Source organism: Amycolatopsis sp. NPDC050768, assembly GCF_040654155.1.
Lineage (GTDB): Bacteria > Actinomycetota > Actinomycetes > Mycobacteriales > Pseudonocardiaceae > Amycolatopsis.
The window spans coordinates 508,987-527,710 of sequence record NZ_JBFAHL010000006.1 but is presented as its reverse complement, the minus strand read 5'-3'; the positions used below and the strand labels follow the sequence as shown (position 1 = coordinate 527,710).

The 18,724-nt window shown below is 66.6% G+C and carries 19 protein-coding genes and 1 pseudogene; 10 read left to right on the top strand and 10 right to left on the bottom strand.

Annotated elements, in window-relative coordinates:
* The 5 genes from AB0H62_RS21105 to AB0H62_RS21085 form a co-directional block, all read left to right on the top strand.
* Nucleotides 1–966 (top strand): MFS transporter (locus tag AB0H62_RS21105; RefSeq protein ID WP_360587561.1); only part of this gene is annotated, 966 nt, incomplete at its 5' end.
* 186 nt (nt 967–1,152) lie between these two features.
* Complete coding sequence (locus tag AB0H62_RS21100) at nt 1,153–1,815, top strand: ArsR family transcriptional regulator (RefSeq protein ID WP_220241424.1); 663 nt, start codon at nt 1,153–1,155, stop codon at nt 1,813–1,815.
* Nucleotides 1,812–2,195, top strand: coding sequence for a VOC family protein (locus tag AB0H62_RS21095; protein ID WP_220241423.1), 384 nt, complete (start codon nt 1,812–1,814; stop codon nt 2,193–2,195). The genes AB0H62_RS21100 and AB0H62_RS21095 overlap by 4 nt, the downstream gene beginning before the upstream one ends.
* Nucleotides 2,196–2,218: 23 nt before the next feature.
* Nucleotides 2,219–3,427 (top strand): chromate efflux transporter, encoded by a 1,209-nt coding sequence (gene chrA / locus AB0H62_RS21090; protein ID WP_220241422.1) that lies wholly within the window; start codon nt 2,219–2,221, stop codon nt 3,425–3,427.
* Nucleotides 3,428–3,946: 519 nt separating this feature from the next.
* Nucleotides 3,947–6,220 (top strand): helix-turn-helix transcriptional regulator, encoded by a 2,274-nt coding sequence (locus AB0H62_RS21085; RefSeq protein ID WP_360587559.1) that lies wholly within the window; start codon nt 3,947–3,949, stop codon nt 6,218–6,220.
* Between the two features lie 60 nt (nt 6,221–6,280).
* Here the strand turns inward: AB0H62_RS21085 and AB0H62_RS21080 are convergent, their stop codons facing one another.
* On the bottom strand, nt 6,281–7,357 hold the full coding sequence (locus tag AB0H62_RS21080) for a hypothetical protein (protein WP_220241420.1): 1,077 nt from the start codon (nt 7,355–7,357) through the stop codon (nt 6,281–6,283).
* Between the two features lie 56 nt (nt 7,358–7,413).
* A complete protein-coding gene (locus AB0H62_RS21075) occupies nt 7,414–8,163 on the bottom strand; it encodes a glucose 1-dehydrogenase (protein ID WP_220241419.1) in 750 nt (249 codons plus the stop codon).
* A gap of 377 nt (nt 8,164–8,540) precedes the next feature.
* Between AB0H62_RS21075 and AB0H62_RS21070 the strand changes: the two genes are divergently transcribed.
* From AB0H62_RS21070 to AB0H62_RS21055, 4 genes are all read left to right on the top strand, one after another.
* Nucleotides 8,541–8,729, top strand: coding sequence for a hypothetical protein (locus tag AB0H62_RS21070; protein WP_220241418.1), 189 nt, complete (start codon nt 8,541–8,543; stop codon nt 8,727–8,729).
* Between the two features lie 16 nt (nt 8,730–8,745).
* Nucleotides 8,746–9,255, top strand: coding sequence for a peptidase inhibitor family I36 protein (locus tag AB0H62_RS21065; protein ID WP_220241417.1), 510 nt, complete (start codon nt 8,746–8,748; stop codon nt 9,253–9,255).
* A 527-nt stretch (nt 9,256–9,782) separates the two neighbouring features.
* A complete protein-coding gene (locus tag AB0H62_RS21060) occupies nt 9,783–10,583 on the top strand; it encodes a hypothetical protein (protein ID WP_220241416.1) in 801 nt (266 codons plus the stop codon).
* Between the two features lie 34 nt (nt 10,584–10,617).
* Entirely contained in the window at nt 10,618–11,766 is a 1,149-nt protein-coding gene (locus AB0H62_RS21055) for an XRE family transcriptional regulator (RefSeq protein WP_255638090.1), read from the top strand.
* Between the two features lie 243 nt (nt 11,767–12,009).
* On the opposite strand, the gene AB0H62_RS21050 is transcribed toward AB0H62_RS21055, so the two are convergent.
* The 8 genes and pseudogenes from AB0H62_RS21050 to AB0H62_RS21015 form a co-directional block, all read right to left on the bottom strand.
* The gene (locus AB0H62_RS21050) at nt 12,010–12,402 is read right to left on the bottom strand and encodes an Imm1 family immunity protein (RefSeq protein ID WP_220241414.1); all 393 of its coding nucleotides are present in this window, start codon (nt 12,400–12,402) and stop codon (nt 12,010–12,012) included.
* Nucleotides 12,399–12,833: pseudogene (locus tag AB0H62_RS21045) on the bottom strand (DddA-like double-stranded DNA deaminase toxin); the annotation flags it as partial. The gene AB0H62_RS21050 and the pseudogene AB0H62_RS21045, both read right to left, overlap by 4 nt.
* Before the next feature lie 54 nt (nt 12,834–12,887).
* Nucleotides 12,888–13,151, bottom strand: a complete 264-nt coding sequence (locus AB0H62_RS21040) for a hypothetical protein (RefSeq protein ID WP_220241413.1) — start codon at nt 13,149–13,151, stop codon at nt 12,888–12,890.
* A gap of 124 nt (nt 13,152–13,275) precedes the next feature.
* Entirely contained in the window at nt 13,276–14,106 is an 831-nt protein-coding gene (locus AB0H62_RS21035; protein WP_255638089.1) for an aminoglycoside phosphotransferase family protein, read from the bottom strand.
* Nucleotides 14,107–14,359: 253 nt separating this feature from the next.
* On the bottom strand, nt 14,360–15,466 hold the full coding sequence (locus AB0H62_RS21030; protein WP_220241412.1) for a radical SAM protein: 1,107 nt from the start codon (nt 15,464–15,466) through the stop codon (nt 14,360–14,362).
* Between the two features lie 238 nt (nt 15,467–15,704).
* Entirely contained in the window at nt 15,705–16,025 is a 321-nt protein-coding gene (locus AB0H62_RS21025; RefSeq protein WP_220241411.1) for a hypothetical protein, read from the bottom strand.
* On the bottom strand, nt 16,022–16,342 hold the full coding sequence (locus AB0H62_RS21020) for a hypothetical protein (protein ID WP_220241410.1): 321 nt from the start codon (nt 16,340–16,342) through the stop codon (nt 16,022–16,024). The genes AB0H62_RS21025 and AB0H62_RS21020 overlap by 4 nt, the downstream gene beginning before the upstream one ends.
* Nucleotides 16,343–16,545: 203 nt before the next feature.
* Nucleotides 16,546–17,751: a helix-turn-helix transcriptional regulator gene (locus AB0H62_RS21015; RefSeq protein ID WP_220241409.1), complete on the bottom strand. Its 1,206-nt coding sequence runs from the start codon at nt 17,749–17,751 to the stop codon at nt 16,546–16,548.
* 85 nt (nt 17,752–17,836) lie between these two features.
* On the opposite strand from AB0H62_RS21015, the gene AB0H62_RS21010 reads away from it, so the two are divergent.
* On the top strand, nt 17,837–18,529 hold the full coding sequence (locus AB0H62_RS21010) for an HAD hydrolase-like protein (protein ID WP_220241408.1): 693 nt from the start codon (nt 17,837–17,839) through the stop codon (nt 18,527–18,529).
* Nucleotides 18,530–18,724: the final 195 nt, after the last annotated feature.

The following is an 18,724-nucleotide window of genomic DNA, read 5'->3' as shown; positions in this document are numbered from 1 at the left end:
CTCAACCAGGGACTGACCTGGTCGATGACCGTCAACATGAAGATCGACCTCGTCGGCCCGGCCCGCCGCGGACTGGCCACCGGCCTCAACGAAGCCGCAGGTTACGTCGCGGTCGGTGCCGTCGCCCTGCTCACCGGCTACCTAGCCGCCACCCACGGCCTTCGCCCCCTCCCCGAACTCATCGGGGTCGTCTTCGTCGCCGCAGGACTGGGCCTGTCCCTCGTCGTGCGCGACACCGCCGCGCACGTCGCCCTGGAATTGTCCCACCACCCCGCACCCGCTGACGGCGCCCAATCCGCCCGTCTGGCCGCCACCTTCGCCCGTACCACCTGGCAGAACCGATCCCTGCGGGGCGCCAGCCAGGCGGGCCTGGTCAACAACCTCAACGACGGTCTCATCTGGGGCGTGTTCCCGCTGTTGTTCACCCAGCACGGACTCGGGCTCGCCGCCGTCGGCCTCATCAAAGGGCTCTACCCCCTGTTGTGGGGCCTCGGCCAGATCCCCAGCGGGCACCTTTCCGATCGCATCGGCCGCAAACCCCTCATCGTCACTGGCATGCTCGTCCAAGCCGCGGGGTTCGCGCTCGCGCTCGCCCTGCTCGCCGATCCCCTGCTCGCAGGGATCATCTCCGCCATCGCACTCGGCCTGGGCACCGCCATGGTCTACCCGACACTCATCGCGTCAATCTCCGACCACGCCCACCCCGCCTGGCGCGCCAACGCCCTCGGCACCTACCGCTTCTGGCGCGACACCGGCTACGCGGTCGGCGCCCTGCTCGCCGGCATCCTCGCCGACACCCTCGGCCTCAACACCACCGTGATCGCCGCCGCCATCCTCACCGCCGCATCTGGCCTGCTCGCCGCCCGCTGGATCACCACCCCGCACGCCGCAACCGAAACCAGCCATCCAGCGGCGACGACCGGAACCGGCGAGCAACCGAAGCCCCCGAACGCCTCACCGTCCTGAGCGGTGCCGCTCGCTCGCACAGCCGCTCTCCGGCGGTTCGTTCGGCAAAACTTGGCTGTGCGGGCCGGCCCGAGGGGTAGATGCATCAATCTGTATTGATGTATCGTCAGCTGCGTGTCGGCAACTGGTCCATCTGAGCCGCCGCCATTCGTGCGGCTGGCTGGCGACCCGCTGCGCTGGAGGCTGATGCGCGAGCTCGCGCACACCGACCGCCGTGTGCGGGAGCTGGTAGATGCCGTCGGGCAGCCGCAGAACCTGGTGTCCTACCACCTGCGCAAGCTGCGCACGGCGGAGCTGGTCACCGCGCGGCGGAGCAGTTTCGATGGGCGCGACACGTATTACCACCTCGACCTTCGCCGGTGTGCGGACGCGCTCGCCGAGGCCGGCGCTGCGTTGCATCCTGGGCTCGGTGTCACGCGCGCGGCCCGTGGGCCGGCCAGGCTGCGGGTGCTGTTCCTCTGTACCGGCAACAGCGGCCGGTCGCCGATGGCCGCGGCGCTCTTGCGCCACCGCACCGGGGCCGAGGTGGCCAGCGCGGGCAGTCATCCGAAACCACTGCGCCCGGAGGCGGTGCGCGCGATGGCCGAGTACGGCATCACGCTTACCCACGAGCCTACGCATCTGGATTCGTTGCGGCAGCGGCGTTTCCATTGGGTGATCAGCTTGTGCGACCGGGTTCGTGAGGTCTGCCCGGAGTTTCCCGGCCGACCTCGGATGATCCACTGGAGCATCCCCGACCCGGCACGTGAGGCGGACAGCTACCCGGCCTTCCGCCGTGTCGCCGCAGAGCTGGATACGCGGATCGGATTCCTGATGGCAACCACTCCCGAAGAGGTGAGCCAAACATGACCACAGAACTGGTAAGCGTGCGGTATCTCGTCGACGACGTCGAAGCCGCTGTCGCCTTCTACTCCTCCAAGCTCGGCTTCACGGTGCGCTCGAGCGCGGTGCCGGCCTTCGCCGACGTTGTGCGCGGGAACCTGCGGTTGCTGCTGAGCGGCCCGGCCAGCTCCGCGGGACGCCCGATGCCGGACGGGAGCAAGCCCGGCCCCGGCGGATGGAACCGCATCCACTTCATCGTCGACGACATCGACGCCGAGGTGACGCGGCTGCGCGAGGCCGGGGTGCGGTTCCGCAGCGACGTCATCACGGGCCCTGGCGGCCGCCAGATCGTGTTCGACGACCCGGCCGGCAACCCGGTCGAAGTGTTCCAACCCGTCGGGCGGTGACCCCGGACCCCGAGCAGGAGCCGATGTTCGACCACACTGCGAACGCACCTGAACCATCCACCACCGACGGGGCGCCCAGCCTGGGCATCGTTCTGAGGCAATGGGGCCGGATCGGCTGCATCGGATTCGGTGGCCCGCCCACACACATCGCTCTGTTGCGCGCGTTGCGCGTTCAACGGCGGAAGTGGTTATCGGGGCAGGAGTTCGAGGACGCGATCGCCGCGTGCAACCTGCTGCCGGGCCCGGCCTCCACGCAGCTGGCAATTTTCACCGCCTGGCGGGTACGCGGCCGGGTGGGCGCGCTGGTCGGCGGGGCGGCGTTCATTGTGCCCGGATTGATCGTCATCCTCGGCTTGGCCGCCTTGTTCCTCGTGGGGTCCCCGCCGACGTGGGTGCGCGGCGCCGGTGCGGGTGCCGGCGCGGCGGTGGCGGCCGTCGCCGCGCACGCCGGCGTGGGCCTGATCCCGGCCGGCTGGCGTCGCGCGGGCATGACGAGCCGCGTGCGGTGGGGCCTGTACGTCGTTGCCGGTGGTACCGCGACGGCGACTTTGGGGCCGTGGCTGGTGCTTGTCCTGCTTGCCTGCGGCGTCATCGAACTGACCGTGCAACGCGCTCACCGCAGCGGTTCGGCCGCGACCCTGTTCGCGTTGCCCGCGAAACCGCTGGCCACCGCAGTCACGAGTGCCGCAGGAGCGGGGGTGTTCCTGACGGTGGCATGGGTGGCGCTCAAGGTGGGCGCACTGTCGTACGGCGGCGGCTTCGTGATCATTCCGCTCATGCAGCACGACGCGGTCAACACCTACCACTGGATGACCGGAGGCCAATTCCTCAGCGCGGTCGCCCTCGGCCAGATCACCCCCGGCCCGGTCGTCCAAACGGTCGCCGTGGTCGGCTACGCCGCGGCGGGGCTGTCCGGCGGCATCCTCGCCTCAGTCGTCGCATTCACCCCGTCCTTCACGTTCATCTTGCTCGGAGCCCGACACTTCGACAGGCTACGCGGTAATCCACATGTACGCGCGTTCCTCGACGGCGCGGGCCCTGCCGCGGTCGGCGCGATTCTCGGCTCAGCCATCCCGTTGGCGCTGAGCCTCACCGAGCTCTGGCAGTACGCGATCCTGCTCGGCGCCGCGATCCTGCTGCTGGCGCTCAAACGCGGTGTCGTCACCACCCTGCTCCTCGCCGCGGGAGCTGGGTCATTGCTCGCGATCGCCGGAGCAGCAGTCCCTCACTGACCGCACAGCTGAACAGGTGCCGTCGAACCGAGCAACGGCACCGCTGCTTTCGAGCACACGTTCTTGTCGGACCAGCTTTGGTCCGTGACGATAAAGGTCCATTGCTCAGGTGTCTCGCCGCGCATCTGTGTGGTCGCATAGGTGAAACTACTGACATCTATCACCCGGAAGAGTTAATGCTCAGCAACGGTGTTGATGCTTCCAAGTTGATCAAGGTATTTATGGAGGCCTGCTGATCGAGTCGCCTCGAGGGGAGGGCGGCCGCGTGGCTGAGCCTGGCCCGCTGGTTGAAGACACGGTCATCGGCGTGGGAGGAGATCGGTTATGAGGCTTCTTCATGATCGGTCGCGATCTTGATGTGAAGTTGACTCTGAAACCTGCATCCGGCGAACGTCGGAGCGGTTTTTGATCACATCGATTTCGCCGTCGGAACACCCTGCTCGGAGACAATGTGCGCTGATGCGTCGCAGCTGCAGGGTTCTGCCGGCCGGAACGCGCTGTTGCTTGGGGAGGCAACTGATGAGGGATCAAAGCGTCTTCGCGCTGGCCGCGCGGCGGCTGTGTCGAGAGAAGGGCCTGACGCTCAGGGAGATCGCGAGCCAGGCGGGCTACAGCGAAAGCTACGTCTCCAAGGTCTTCAACGGCCACCGAGGCCGGCGGCCGGCGGTGGTGGACAGGCTGGATGAAGTCCTCGGCGCCGACGGCGAACTGGTGCGGATAGCCACTGAGCAGCGGCTCGATGGCGGCCACGTTCGGCCGATGCAGCTGCCCCCGCCGGCCTCGGACTTCACCGGCCGCCAGGGGTATCTCCGTCAGCTGGATGATGCCGTGGCAGCCCGGGACGAGGACGGGACCGCGGTCACAGTGCTCATCGAAGGCGGCTTCTGGGCGGGCAAGACGGAACTGGCGATTCAGTGGGCGTCGCAGGTCCAGGAGCGATATCCGGGCGGCTGCTTGTTCGTCGACTTGCGCGGGCTGGCGGCCGGTAGGCCGGCGGAACCCGGCGCAGTGCTCGACGGCTTCCTGCGTGCGCTGGGAGCCCCTGGCTCCGAGCTCACGGGGACGGTCGAAGAACGCGCGGCGCGATACCGGTCTCGCCTGTCAAGCCGTCCGTCCATCGTGATCCTGGACAACGCGGCGGACTACCAGCAGGTCCGGCCACTGCTGCCCGGCGCGGGAAGTGTTCTCATCGTGACCAGCCGAGAGCACCAGGGCGCCTTGCTGACCCACACCGGGGCGGTGCAGATCGAGCTGCCGCCTCTTCCCGTCGACGAGGCAATGACGTTGCTGCGCTGTCGTGTGGGGGAAGCACGGGTGAATGCCGACCTCCGCGCGGCTGAGAAGATCGTGAGGTGCGCTGGGCGGCTCCCAATGGCGATCCGCATCGCGGCCGAGTACGCGAAGCACGGCGGCCATACCCTCGACCAGGTCGCCGGCCAGCTCTCCACGATGCCGGAACGGCTGGCACTGTTCACCTCGTCCGACCCGGCCGTCAACATCCGCGCCGTGCTGGACGTGTCCTACCTGGCGCTCCCGTCACAACCGGCGCGAATCTTCCGATTGCTCGGTACCAGCCCGACAGCCGTGATCAGCCCGGAATCCACCGCCGCGCTGGGTGAGATCACCGTTGCCGAAGCCGGCCGGGCACTCGACGTCCTGCACCGCGCACACCTCGTCGAGCTCGTCGAGAACGGCCGCATGCGGATGAACCACCTCTTGCGCGCCTACGCCCACGAACGCGCCGGCGCCGACGAACCGCCACGTGAGCTCGACAGGGCTCGCCACCGGCTGCTGCACTGGTACGCAGCGACAACCCACGCGGCCAGCAACGCCTTGGCGCCAGACTGGGCTGGCACGGGGCTCGCATTGGATTCCGTCAAGGACGTCGTGCCGCTGTCGTTCGGGCGCAACGACTATGACGCCGCGTTGACCTGGTTCGGAATCGAGGCCGAGGCCATCCTGTGGGTCGCACGTAGCGTCGCAGCGGGCGACCTCGGCTGGAAGTTGCCGGCCATGCTGCTCCCGTACTTCTACATCACCAAGAACTGGCGTGCCTGGCTGGCTGCGGCCACAGACGGGCGGGCGGCGGCGCTCCGGGCTGACAACCGCGCCGGACATGCGCGGAGCATGTTGAGCCTGGGCTGGGTCCGGCACGAAGTGGGCCATACCGATGATGCGATCCTGCTGCTCCAGACCGGGCTGCGGCTGCAGGGAGAACTCGGGGCCGATGACCGGGACGACCTCCTGGAGGCTTGGACGGCGTTCGCGCTTGCGTCCGCGCACGCGTCTCTTCGACACGCGGACGAAGCCCGCGAGTTGTATGCGCGCGCCGAACAGCTCTTCTCCGAGGCCGGCCTCGACTTCGGCGTCGCCGTGTCGAAGGCGATGCTCGCGGGCGAGCAGCAGCTCGGGGAGGACGAAAGGGCGGCGGAGACGGCCTACGATGCCCTCGAGCTGGCGGAGCGGTCTGGCACGAAGAGCGCGATCAGCTTGGCCCACCACCAGCTCGGGTTGCTGCTATTGCAGCATGGGTCTTATCGGCCGGCGCTGACGCATCTGGACAAAGCTCTCGAACTGCGGCGGACAAGCCGCGAGCGTTGGGCGGAAGCCGACACTCTGACCGTGCGGGGCGAAGTCCTGAGCAAGCTCGGCCACGACCGCAACGCCCGCGAGGCATATCGCGAGGCCGCCGAGATCCTTGAGACATTGCACGACCCGCGCGCTTTCGACATCCAAGCGCAGATCGCGTCGCTCAACGCGGTCCTGAACGCCCCGGATGCGCCAGCTTCTTGATCAGCAGGTGGACGAGAGGCCGTCGCCGGTGCTGTGATCAGGGCGGCGACCTCTCGGCCGCTAAGGTCGGTCGTCGCCAGGTTCGAGGCGGCACATGACGAACTGGCCGATTGGCGTGGTGCCGGCGCTGACGCCCACTGCGTGGACGCGCACCCGCCACACCGAGCCGTCCGCTCTCCTGACGCGGGCGGCCACCGCCGGAAGTCGGCTCGCCGGATGAGCCGCAGCGTCGCGGACGAGCTTGAGCACAGCGTGGACGTCCTCCGGTTCCAGCAGTTCGGCGAGCTTGCTTTTGTCGGGTATCGGGGACTGTTCGGCGGGGTAGTCAGGGCTGGTCATCACGACCGCGTCGAGGATCGAGTCGACGATAATCAGCGGGTCCTCGATGAGGGCCGCGCAGGCGCTGAGCTGCTGGAGCAGCGGGGGCTCCACGGCCTGCCTTGCCGCGGCCGGGTCGACCCGCATCGAAAAGCCGGCGTAGAGGCGGTCGGACTTCTTCTGCCCCACCGCACGGATGACCCGCCGTTCGCCGCTTGCAGCGTGCTGCTGCTCCATGTATCTGATCAGGGGCGTGCCGACGGCCGAACTGCGGAAGTCGGAGATGACTGCGGTGGTGGGGATGCGGTGGTCCTCGACCAGGATCGAATTCATGAACCGGTACGGGTCGCGCCCGCTGCGGCCGCCCTCCCAGCCTGGCGATGGCGGGGCCACCCCGTAGAGCGCGGGTGCGTCAGCACCCCACCAGTGCTGAAGCGATCCGTCGGAGCCGGCGGAGGGTTCTTCCCACTCCCAAGCGGCGACCAAGGGCGCCGCTGAGAGTGGGTCGCCTGGATAGACGTAGCGGCTCAGGAAGGCGATGGGCGTTCCGTCTCGCCCGCCGAGCACCGGCTTGACCAGGACCTCGAACGTGCTGCGGGCGTACGAGCGCTCCTGGTGGACGGGCTCGCGGGTGCGCCGAGCCAGGGCAATCAGCGGCGGTAGTAGCTTGCGGGCCGCGTTGTCGGAGTTGTTGATCGACACCCCGTCGTACAGGCGTTCGCCGATCGCGTACAAGCGGCTCTGTGCGTCGAAGACCATCCACGACCCGAGGTCGCGAAACGTCCGTCGGCCCGATGCGGCCTGTTCTCCGGCGCTCACAAGATCATCCTATCCGGCGTGTCCACCCGGGACACTGCGAAGCGAATTTCGAGGGCTCAGAAGGTCGCGCCACCATCGAGCTGAAGGATCGTGCCGGTCACGAACGCCGAGTCGCTGGTGGCGAGGTACACCGCTGCGGCGCGGATCTCTTCCGGGTCGCCAATCCGGCGCAGAGCGGCGGTGCGTTCGAGAACGGCAACAGCCTTCTCATCCCACGCTTCGGCCATTCGTGTCCGAAATGGGCCGCACTGAATGGCGTTCACTCGAACACCCATCGGGCCGAACGCCTGCGCGTGCGCCTGCGTCAAGGTGTTCAGGCCCGCCTTGGCCACCGCGTACGGAACAAAGGGATCTTTCGGTCGAACCGCGCCGGTTGACGTGATGTTGATGATCGATCCGCTGCCGGCCTCGGCCATCCTGGCGCCGAAGCTCTGAGACAGCGAGACCGCGCCGAGGAGGTTCACCTCGAGCACCTTGCGCCACATTCGCTCGTCAAGGTCGTCGATCGTCCGGTACGGCAGCGCCATGCCGGCGTTGTTCACCAACACGTCGGCGCGGCCGAACCTCGCGTAGACGGTCTCGACGAGGCTGTCGCATGCGCTCCAGGACCCGATGTTGCACTCGACGCCGATGGCGTCGACGTCGTGGTCCCGCCTGATCTGCTCAGCGGCTTCCGTACATGCATCGCCGTGACGACTGGCGATCGCCACCGCGGCGCCCTCGCCCGCCATGGCCTCGACGATCTGGCGTCCCAGGCCGCGCGCTCCACCGGTCACCACGGCGACGTGCCCAGACAGCTTGCCCATCCATCCCCCTCTGTTCGCCAGGTTCGAATTCGACGCTACCGCAGAGTTGATCACGGAGCCACGGAGTGCGCGGATTGCTGTTCGTTGGCAACTGTTTTCTTCTTGCCAAGACTGTCACCACGTCGGCACACAATCAGGACACGGCTGTGTTCGCTCATCGCTTCCGGTCGTGTGCACGAATGGCCACAGTGGACTCATGCGAACCGGCAACCCCCTCAGCGTGACGCGTACCGCCGGGTCTCCGCCGCGTCACTCGGTCGATCCGCATGCCGGCCGGGTGGCGTCCGTCGTCGCCGGACGCCACCCGCCATGGCGACTTCGCGGGCCCGCCAGCGGGCTCTCCGGGCGAGATGTCGCTCGAACACAGAAGGAGGAACGTGGCGCACTACACGCTGCAATGCGGTCACCGCAGCACGGTCAGCGATGCGGACGAGAACACCCTCGACGACCTGGCGGCCGATCCTGCTGCTGGCCCCGGCTACGCCTGGTGTGACCGCTGCCAATCGTGGAAGCAGGTCCGCGAGGCTGCCTCCGTCCGCGGAGCAGCCAGCCGGCCTGAGCGGTAGGTCGCGCGGGGCTTGAGTGGTCGGCAAGTCCTTCGAATCGAAAGTACGCAATTCATCGAAGGGAACACCTATGTCTAAAACAGCCCGCTGTCTCCTGCCCTCGCTCGGATTGCTGCTGGCCGGCAGCGTTCTCGTTCAGGCTCCCGCGCACGCTGCGACCGCGCGTTGGTCGGAGAGTGCGTTCCGGGCCGAAGTCCAGCAGTCCATCGTCGGCTCGGGAAAGAGCAACGGAGTCGTAACGGGCCAGGCTGGTGGATGGCACCGCTGCCCACAGGGCTACTACTGTCTTTTTGACGGCTACGACGGTGCAGGAGCGATGGCCTTCTTCAAGACCGGCTCGCCGAACCTCGCCAACCAGGGCCTGGACAAGGCCGCGAGCGCGCAGTGGAACCGCTCACCGTGGAACTTCTGCCTGTACGAGGGGTACAACTACACCGGCCGACGAAACTGTGATCCGCCGAACTCCCGGTACAACTTCACCTATTACGGCGGCAACAACTTCGACTCATCCGTGAAGCGCCTCTAGTAGAGCACCGATTTGCACGCGGATTCTCCTTTGCCCTGCGTTGATTGCGTGGTCCCGCAATCGGCGCAGGGCACACTGCTGCTTGGGCTTCTAGTCCGGGCGGCCCGGCACCTGCCGCCGATCGCGGTCTGTGCGACACAGCAGGCATCGCCCGCATCCGGCGGGAACTATTCTCCGTCGAAGCCGAGGCGGCCATGTTCATGGACCAGCTGCGGGGGACGCATCGCAGCCTCGCAACTTCAGTACGCCGAGCGCCTACTTCGAGCAAGTGATCCGCGCCGCGCGCCAGATCGGGACGCGCCAGCCGACCTGAGTCCGCCTGTGCCGACATCGCCGAGGTCAAGGCGATACTCGGCAACACGCGTGAGAGATGGGGCAGGAGGCCGTGGAGGGATGACGCGGCCTTGTCGACAGTGTCGATGTTGTCGACGACTACTTTGTGTGCCAGGTTGTTAAGGCAACGCGCAACACGCCGTATAGGTTGAGTTTGAAGCGCAAAATACTGGCCATGGTGTAGCTTTCCTCTTGTGAGTGAACCGCAGGACGTGATCGAGAGCCTCAGTGGCGCAGGTGTGCTCCAGGGAGTCACATGGGCGTACCTGTCCGCTACGAGTGGCGCGCTGGACATCTACTCCGAGGCCGAGGGGCACGATGCAGCATTGCTCGGCAGCATGCGCTACACCCTCTTTCGAGATCGGCTCGATCGAGTGTTCGCGTGCGAGCGATACGCAGTGCGATCGGGTGATGACGATGCTGACCTCGATCTTCTGTTCGAGGGGCTTACTCGGCGGGACATCGACACGATGCCGAAGTTGGACGCAGGCCTCGTGCGCCGTTCGAACCTGAACGGAAGCCCGGGTTGGGTGTTCGAGCAGCTGCGATTCCTTCTCGCGTCGTGCGACTTCGGAAAGTTGGACTCACTGCCGTGGCCGCAGAAGAGCCCGACCAAACAACGCGTGGCAGGCCAGCGTGACCCGGAGCCTTCACAGCCGTCCTTGTTCGAGGATGCGTTCCTGGAAGAGCTCGGCGGACTCGAGGTCTTGGATGAGGATCTGGACCTTGTCACGTACGTCGTTGCGCACAGTCTCGACCCGATCAGTGGGAACATCGAGTTGGTCTTCGGCCGAGCTCGTCTGAACTCGGGTGGCGGCCAGGCCTGGCGTTGGAAGCAAGATCTTTTGGGTATGCTCCCGGCTGATGGCGGGCGCCGGACTGGCGGAACGCCGCTGCCGACCGGCCCCAGCACGGTGTCGGATGCTCCGGTCCGGCTGCGCCGGTCCGCGGAAGAACGACGTAACGATCGCGACAGTGGTGCAGGTGGGCTCTAACAGGTCATCAGGAGACCGGGCGGCAGAGGTCGTCATGGCGTTCGACGGTGCCAGGCTGACGTTGGCCAGGCACCTAGCTGGTCTGCGCAAGAGTGAGCTCGCGACGAAGATCGGCAAGAGCGCGACAGCGGTGGCGAACTGGGAGTCGGGCGCCAAGCACCCCACTGCTGCCACGGTCGGACAGCTGGCGTTGGGACTGTCCGTAGACCCCGGCTTCTTCGCGGTTCGCCCTGAAGATGTCGCATCCGTCAGCTCCACCCCGCACTTCCGTTCGTTGCGGTCGACCACGCAGCTCGCCAGGGACCAGGCCTATGCCTACGGCCAGCTCGCGGTGGACATCACATTGAGTCTTGAACGTCACGTTGAGTTCCCGGAGCCCCATGTACCGGGTTATCCGGTGTCCGTCGACGATCGCACCAGCGACCACCCGGAACGAGCCGCGCGCGCCCTGCGCGACACGTGGGTGCTGGAGCCAGGACCGATGGGGCACCTGGTGCGCCTGCTTGAGAACCATGGAGTGCTCGTGGTGTTCAGCCCGCCACAAGCGGCGTCAGTCGACGCTTACTCGTTCGACAGCAAGCTGCGTCCCGTAGTCGTGCTCAACCCGATCAAACGTGACTACTACCGGCAACGTTTCGACGTCGCTCATGAACTCGGGCACTTGGTGATGCACAGCGACGCCGAGCCCGGCGGGCGGATTGTCGAAGATCAGGCACACCGGTTCGCCGCCGCGCTGCTGATGCCAGCTGACCAGATCTTTGACCAATTGCCGACCATGATGAACAGCAGCGCCTGGCGGACCCTGGCGCGGTTGAAGGAGCAGTGGGGCGTCAGTATGCAGGCATTGCTATACCGGGCCAGGCGTCTCGGACGCCTCAGCGACGTGTCATACCGCAATGCCATGACCACAGTCTCGAGCCGGGGATGGCGGCGGAACGAGCCGGGCCTCGTGACGACGATCGAACAACCATCGCTTCTTCCGCGCGCGGTGGAACTCCTCGATCACGAGGGAATCGGTGCGGAAGAGCTCATAGAACAATGTCGAGTCCCGTCCGAACTTTTCCGCACTGTGACGTCGCGCACCCCGAGTGTCGACCTGGCTCCGACAGAACAAGAGACAGGTCGGGATGAAGGTGATGGGCAGGTGATTTCTCTGCTTGAGTGGCGCCGACGCGACGGCTGACGATGCCTGCAGCGCTAGTAACGGATCCCCCTGCTCAGAGCTGCTGTGCCTACTGAAGTTGTCGGCATGGCGCGAAGCGCGTGTCGTAGATGTCGGGCTCCACGACTGCGAAGGCGAGGCTGTTGCTGGGTGACTGGCAGGAACGCTGGTCCGCCGGGAGCTCATCGGCCGTCGAAGGCTCCGGCGCGAAGGTGGCGAGCCGGCTGGGCCACCTGCTGGTACTACTGACGGCTATGCCGTGCCTCAGTCGGTCTGAGGCAGCGCCGCGCCGTTCCACCGAACTGCCTGAGGTAGCCGGCCGGTGTGGAGGAGTTCGACGAGCGCCTTGATGAACAGATCGAGCGGAACCCCTGACCCGGCTGGGAATCCTGTCTCGGAGTCGGTGACTTCAGGCGATGCGGGGTCTCCGTCGGTGAAGGCGGAGATCATCTCCTCGCCGTTGTAGAGGAGGTAGCCGTAGTCGCCATGCACGTGGGCGTCGACGACGCCGTGCTCGGCTTCGATGGTGGCGGTGGAGACGTCGTCCGGGGCGAGGAGGTCGACAAGCCGGCGCACGTCGTCGTCACTGGTGAGTTCGAGGTTGAACCCACCTTCCTCACCGTTTCGGTAGGTGGGGCCGTAAGCGGTCAGGGTCATGTTTGTTCCTCCCGTCCTGTGTAGGTGATGGTACTGCCGTCCGGCTGCGCGACGTGGAGCGTGGAGCCGGGGGCGAGGAAGGTCGTCTCGAGCTGCTTGTCGCAGGTCAGCGGGGCCGAATTATCGAAGTCCCTGGTGCCGCACACCGAGCGGTCGATGACGACGGTCTCTTCGGTGAGGCCGTTGTTCCTCATCTCGATCGCGACCTTGACTTCCATGTGTGAGGCGAGGCGTGCGACCTTTCGCTGGGCAGGCGGGAGATTCGTGGCGACGAACTCGATTGCCTGCTGGTAGTACTCGTCGCGGGTTCCGCTCTGAAGCTCGACGTTCGAGCCGTCGGAGCGCACCCAATCGCCCTTCGCCGGCGATGATCCGACGGGCGCGCTGCCGACCCGATCTCGGGCCTGCTGTACTCGCTGCTGATTCGCGGGACCGGATGGCGGATGCTTCCTAGGCGGCCCTGCCGGACGCGCTCCAGAAGATGTCTACGAACCGCCGGCGATCGCGGCGGCGACCTGCTCAAGCTGCTGCGCGAGGCCTTGGAGTTGCGCGCCGACAGACTGCCCGATCTCCTGGCTGACCTGCTGGATCTGGGTAACGACCGCTTCGTGTGGCGTGCCGCCGACGATCGCGGCGGCGTGGGTGGCGACGCTCTCCAGTTCCTGGGTGATCGCTTGGACGGCGGTCATAGGCAAGTTGCTGGCGAGCGCCTGGATCTGGCTGGCGGCTTCCTGGAGCTGGCTGGCCATACGACGATTCCTCCGGGCTGTCTCGTGGCGATGCGTGACAGAGATCAAATACGAGGGCGACGTCCGACAGAAACGCGTGATTACCGAAATTCGAGTAGATGACCTGGCGGTTTTCGAGCCAGGTTCAGGCGGAGGCGGGTGCGGTCCGATGCTCGAGCCACTGCTTGGCCGACGTGGCTAGGGTCTGTTTCCAGTCTTCACCCGGCTCGTCGTGAGCGATGGCGTCCCACATGGTCGTGAGGCCGGCGGCGAAGAGATCGATGATCGCTGGATCGGCGTCGGTCCAGCCCGGGCACTGCGCGGCGACGGCTTCGGCGCTCGCAGGTGTGTGACCCCAGGCGATGAGCCTGGGGACCAGGCATGCCGGGTCGATCCAGGCGGCTCCTCGGGTCGGCCACGCCCAGTCGATCATCTTCAGATCGCCGGTGCTCGTGACGATGATGTTCGAGGGGTTGTAGTCGGTGTGGAGGATCGTGTCGCCGGCGAGTTGCTGGCGGGCGTTGGGGTCGTCGATGAGTTCGGCCCACCGCAGTTGCGCAGGTCGGAAGACCGTGGGCGGCAGGTCCGGGCAGGGCAGGGCGGCCAGTCGGCGCATGGTGTCGACCAGTCGCGGCAGATCAGGCGAGGCAGGGGAGTAGTCGGCGGCCCGACCGTCGAGGTGTTCGAAGCACAGCAGATCCCAGCCGTGGATCTCGAGCCGCCAGAGGAGCTCGGGTGCCACGGTGCGGACGTGTGGGTTGATCGACGCTTCGCGTTGCTGGGCAACGACCGCACGCTGGTCGGTACGCAGGCCCTTGACGAACAAGCGCCGCTGCGGGGTCGCGAGGACCGCCGCGATGGCCGAGTTCTGCCCGAGGCCGACCGTGGTGGCCGTCTGGATGGGCCCGAGCAGGGCTTCGACGGCGTCGTGAACGGGCTCGGGGAGTTCTTCCCAGTGCTGGCGCGGGATGGCCATGGGTGGTGTCGGTCCTCGTGAGGTTGGCAAGCGCTGGTGATCTGGAGCGTAAGCCAGAGTCGGGCGGGCGCGGGCGTCGGACGCCCCGACGCCCGCCCGCGGTCGGTCAGTAGGGGTTGTCGTCACTGGCGGCGCAGTTGCACCGGCCTTCCTCGGACAGGGCTTCCAGATCGGGGACGATCTGGATCTCGCCGAGGTCGGCTGCCATCGCGGATGGCGGCTTGAGGTCGATCAGGACAGCGGTCAGGAGGTTTCACCTCCCTCGGTGCTGGCAGTACGAGCCCAGCGGCGCCTTCGCCTGCTGGTACAGCTTCGCGAGCGGACGGCAGACCCAGCACGTGCCGGAGAGGGTGCACCCGCTGCACCCGCCGGTGCGGGTCTGCAGCTTCTCGGCAATTCCGGCCAGATTGGTCAACCCTGCGACGCCCTCGGACATCAGGTTGACCGAGGGGTCGCGCCCGACTTTGCAGATCGAGGCGACGCCGTGCGGGTCTGCGTGGAAGAACGTCACTCCGGCGTTGCAGCCGCCGAACGGCTTGCGCTGTCGTTGGAATTCCCGAGACTGAGCGGGCAGGCTCTCCGGTCCGCCGTAGATGGTCGGGCTCATGTTGGTGAACACGTGATAGGGAATCCCGAGTCCTTCGGCCATCGCCTGCATCTCGGCGACCTCGTGCTCGTTCTGCCGTGCGACGACGATGTTGAGCTTGAGCGGCAGCCCGGCCTCGACCGCGGCAGCGAGCCCGCTCTGAAACTTCCGGAACGACCCGCGGCGGCGGGTCAGGCCGTCGTAGCTGGCCTCGGTCGCGCCGTAGACGCTGATCGTGAGTCGGTAGGGCCGGCGGGTCGTGAGCAGGTTCAGGATGTCGGGGTTGTGCAAGCGCGATCCGTTGGACGAGATGCCGATCATCATGCCGAGGTCCCACGCCAACTCGTAGGTCTCGGAGAAGAGGCGGTCGATCAGCGGCTCGCCGCCGGTGAGCTGGAGCCAGAGCACGCCGGCGTCGCGCATGATGTGCAGCAGCCGTTCACGATCAGACCAGCACAGACCCTCGAAACGCTTGAGGCCGAGGTAGCAGTGCTCGCAGTCGTAGTTGCAGCCGAGGTTGAGCTCGTAGCTGGCCCGGCCGAACCCGTGCGCCGACTCGCTTCGGATGAGCACGACGTCACTCAGCGCGCGGCCGGACACGTTCAGACCCCAGCACTGCGCCACCGCCTGCTCGAGCCATTCCGGCACGAGTTCCCCGGCTTCAGCGGATTTCAGCTGCCGGTAGCGACCCTGGGGAATTTTGACTCCACGCTCGCTGTCGGGGCGTGTCACGAGATATTCGCCAAGGAACGGGCTGGCGATGAGTTGGTGCACTGATTCCTCCTAGGGATACGACCGGAATTAGGTCGATCGAGTTGGAATTGCGTCGGTCGCGAGTTTATGAATCGTCTCGGTCTTCAAGGGGCCACGCTGGTGTCATTTCCGGAACTATCCAGTCGTGCAGGGGTCGCGGGCGGGCTGTGGATTCCCATTCTGGTGAGTCGGGAATCCTTGAACCGAGACTATGAGGTTCGTGGGGTCGCCACTGCCTGGGAGAGCTCGACACGAGAACCTAGACCTCTTCTAACTCGGCGAGAAGTCGACGCCCGACATCGGTGCTGGTATGTATGAGCATTTTGACCCCCAGACCAGACTCTTGGTGCTCCTTCGACGTCAGACCCTTCGCGCTCAATCCAACCAAGATCCTGTAGGTCAGCTTCTCGTCAATCTTGAGCTTGAGTGCAACGTTCAAGCAGGTCAACCCGGAAGGGTTTTCGTTCAGGGCGGAGATAATCTTCCACTCGTCGGTGGTCAACGTAAATGTGGCGGACATTCGACTTCCAGGTTTGAGGTTCGAGTCGACCGCTTCCGTCGTGCGGGGGTCGGCGGTCAACGGGGAAAAATGTGGTCCGGGTCGGGGTGTGGAAGCGTCAGCAATTCATTGATGACCGTCGCCACGTCGCCATCTGTTTGCCAGATGGGACCCTGTGCGTTGTCCCACGGACTGTCGTCGCCCGGCCTCCAGTGAGCTGCAGTGGCTTTGGTCATCGACTCGATCTTGATCGTCTCCACCACGCAGCCGCGTGGACGTTCGTAGAACAGGACGGGGACGTTCGCCAGCGGCACCGGGGTAAACCCCTGCGCAACTGCACGGCGGAGCGCGTCCAGATGCGGCTCCTCCTCCGGGGATATTGCCGCGTGATCGCTCACCGTTGGCTGTCCTTCCGTTCGGGTCCTGCCATGGACGGCAGCCCGGCGACCGGGACGTCGGGCGCGAACGTGAGGGGAGCCCTCCCGCGGAGGGAAGGTGTCCGCGCCCCGGCTGCAGGCCGAGGTCGGCCGGCCGCCGAGCTGCCAAGGGCAACCGTAAAAGCGCTACTTGCCGGTAACTCGAACTGTCAGCTCGGGTGCCTTCACGACACCGTCGGCAGCCCTGCGCGCTTCGCCAGTGACGCGGCCTGCCGCGCGACGGATCCGCGACCCCGATCGGTCAAGGTTCCGAGGACGCCGTGCACGGCCGGCCGGTACTGGATGTCCTCGGGAGCCTCCGCCTCTGCGGCCTGCAACATGAGCAGCGCGCCCGAGTAGTCGCGGCGCTGCGTGTAGCCCTTGGCCTGATCGACGAGAAACGCGACACGGCGCTCAACCGACGGAGACCGGTCGTGATCGATCGTCTCGGCCAGCCGTAGCCCTTCGACGGCTTCCCCGGATTCCACCTCGATGCTCACCGCGAACATCGCGACATTGGTCGGGCCGAAAGCCGTCCAGCAGGCGTTGTGCTCGCCGACCCGCTGGGCGAGAGGGACTGCTTCACGGAGACGATCTCTGGCTGTCCAGCGATTGCCACTCCGGACGGCGGCGATGGCCGAGAGCAGCAACAGCGAGCCCGACAGCGCCAGCGCGTCGACGTTCTCGTGCTCGATGAGGGGCTGGAGGCTGGCGCGAGCGTCGACCGCTTCCTCTTCGGCGCCCTCGACGCTGCCGTCGGCCAGGAGCACCTGGCCCAGGTTCCAGCGTGCGGCGGCCAGCCGGATCGGGTCGTCGGCGGCCTCGGCTTCCCGCAGTGCACGGTCGGCGGCGAGAAGGGACAGGTCGCCGCGACCGACCCGTTTGGTGACGGTGCGCACGAGGCCGTACAGGTCTGCGGCGTACCGGTGCGCCGCTCGCCGGTCGCGGGCGTCGCTGCTGTTCACCGCCGCCCGCGCCCCGGCGATCATCTCGGGCAACTCGGCACTCAGCTCGCTGTAGCGGTGCGGCGAGGTTTGCCAGGTGTGCCAGGCGCGGACAACGTCCTCGCGCAGATCGTCGAGAATGGGCGCGTCAGCCGGAGCTGCCGGCCGGGTCAGGGCTCGCTGCAGCGCGTCGCCGGCGTTGCCGGTGACCTTCTTGCGGCGAGCCGGAGGTATCTCGTTGAGCAGGTCGCCCGGCTCGACATCCAGAACATGTGCCAGCTGCACGAGGACCGGGATCGTGGGCATCTTGACACCGCGCTCGATCTGGTACAGGTAGTCCGGCGTGATCCCGGCCAGGCCGGCGACGACGGTCTTCGTCAACGGCTTCGTCGACCGGAAGAACCGGACGCGGCTGCCGACCACGTGCGCCAGATGTTCGTCGGTCACCTGCCCCTGCCCCTCTCGTCAGGTTTGACCTGCGCGAATGGTAACGCGGCCGATACGCGCCGTCACGGCTGGCAGACTTGTGCGCATGACCGTCCCCCATCGCTCTCCCCGCACCCTGGTGCTCTGGGATGTCGACCACACGCTGATCGAGACCCGCGGCGTGGGGCGAGCAATCTACGACCGCGCCTTTCCGGCCGTGACGGGCCGGCCGCTCGCCAAGCTGGCGAAGATCGCCGGCCGAACCGAGCTGGACATCATGGCCGAATCACTGCGCATCAACGACATCGAACCCACGGCCGACAAGGTCGGGCGCCTGGCGGACGCTCTCGTGCAGGAGTACGAGGATGCCCGCGACGAGCTGCGAACAACGGGGCGCGCGCTGCCAGACGCGGAGGAGACGTTGGCTCGGCTGGCAGGTGACCCGGCCGTCTACCAGGCGGTGCTCAGCGGCAACCTGCGAGCGGTGGCGCGGATCAAGCTGGAGGTCTTCGGCCTAGACAAGTACCTCGACCTCGAAGCCAGCGCGTTCGGGGACGACCACGCTGACCGGTCGATGCTGGTGACGATCGCGCAGCAGCGCGCCGAACAACGCACCGGCACACGCTTCGCGAACCCAGACACTGTGCTTGTCGGAGACACATCTAACGACGTGAAAGCCGCGCTCACTGCGGGCGTCGTGATCATCGCCGTCGCCACCGGCAAGACCCCCGAAGAGGAGCTCCGCGCCGCCGGCGCCACGCATGTCATCCCGAACCTGAGCGCCTTCCCCCAGCTTTGAACCACGGCGTGGACGGTTCGAGTGCTTCCGCAGCGTGGATAGAGCTGAAAGCCGTCGCCCCAGGCTTGGACGGACCTCCAGTCCATGCGAAGCGCCCTCCGCACGCTATAGGGAGGGCGTGCTGAGGGCGTCTTTGAAGTTACAGCTCCAGCGAGGACGGTGATCACGAATTCCCCAAGGTGTGAACTACGCTCG

What these genes read in the sequence shown, in the direction of transcription:
- AB0H62_RS21100 (WP_220241424.1), top strand. Translation starts at nt 1,153, where the DNA reads ATGCGCGAGCTCGCGCACACCGACCGCCGTGTGCGGGAGCTGGTAGAT.
- AB0H62_RS21095 (WP_220241423.1), top strand. Translation starts at nt 1,812, where the DNA reads ATGACCACAGAACTGGTAAGCGTGCGGTATCTCGTCGACGACGTCGAA.
- chrA (WP_220241422.1), top strand. Translation starts at nt 2,219, where the DNA reads ATGTTCGACCACACTGCGAACGCACCTGAACCATCCACCACCGACGGG.
- AB0H62_RS21085 (WP_360587559.1), top strand. Translation starts at nt 3,947, where the DNA reads ATGAGGGATCAAAGCGTCTTCGCGCTGGCCGCGCGGCGGCTGTGTCGA.
- AB0H62_RS21075 (WP_220241419.1), bottom strand. Translation starts at nt 8,163, where the DNA reads ATGGGCAAGCTGTCTGGGCACGTCGCCGTGGTGACCGGTGGAGCGCGC.
- AB0H62_RS21055 (WP_255638090.1), top strand. Translation starts at nt 10,618, where the DNA reads ATGGCGTTCGACGGTGCCAGGCTGACGTTGGCCAGGCACCTAGCTGGT.
- AB0H62_RS21050 (WP_220241414.1), bottom strand. Translation starts at nt 12,402, where the DNA reads ATGACCCTGACCGCTTACGGCCCCACCTACCGAAACGGTGAGGAAGGT.
- AB0H62_RS21040 (WP_220241413.1), bottom strand. Translation starts at nt 13,151, where the DNA reads ATGGCCAGCCAGCTCCAGGAAGCCGCCAGCCAGATCCAGGCGCTCGCC.
- AB0H62_RS21035 (WP_255638089.1), bottom strand. Translation starts at nt 14,106, where the DNA reads ATGGCCATCCCGCGCCAGCACTGGGAAGAACTCCCCGAGCCCGTTCAC.
- AB0H62_RS21010 (WP_220241408.1), top strand. Translation starts at nt 17,837, where the DNA reads ATGACCGTCCCCCATCGCTCTCCCCGCACCCTGGTGCTCTGGGATGTC.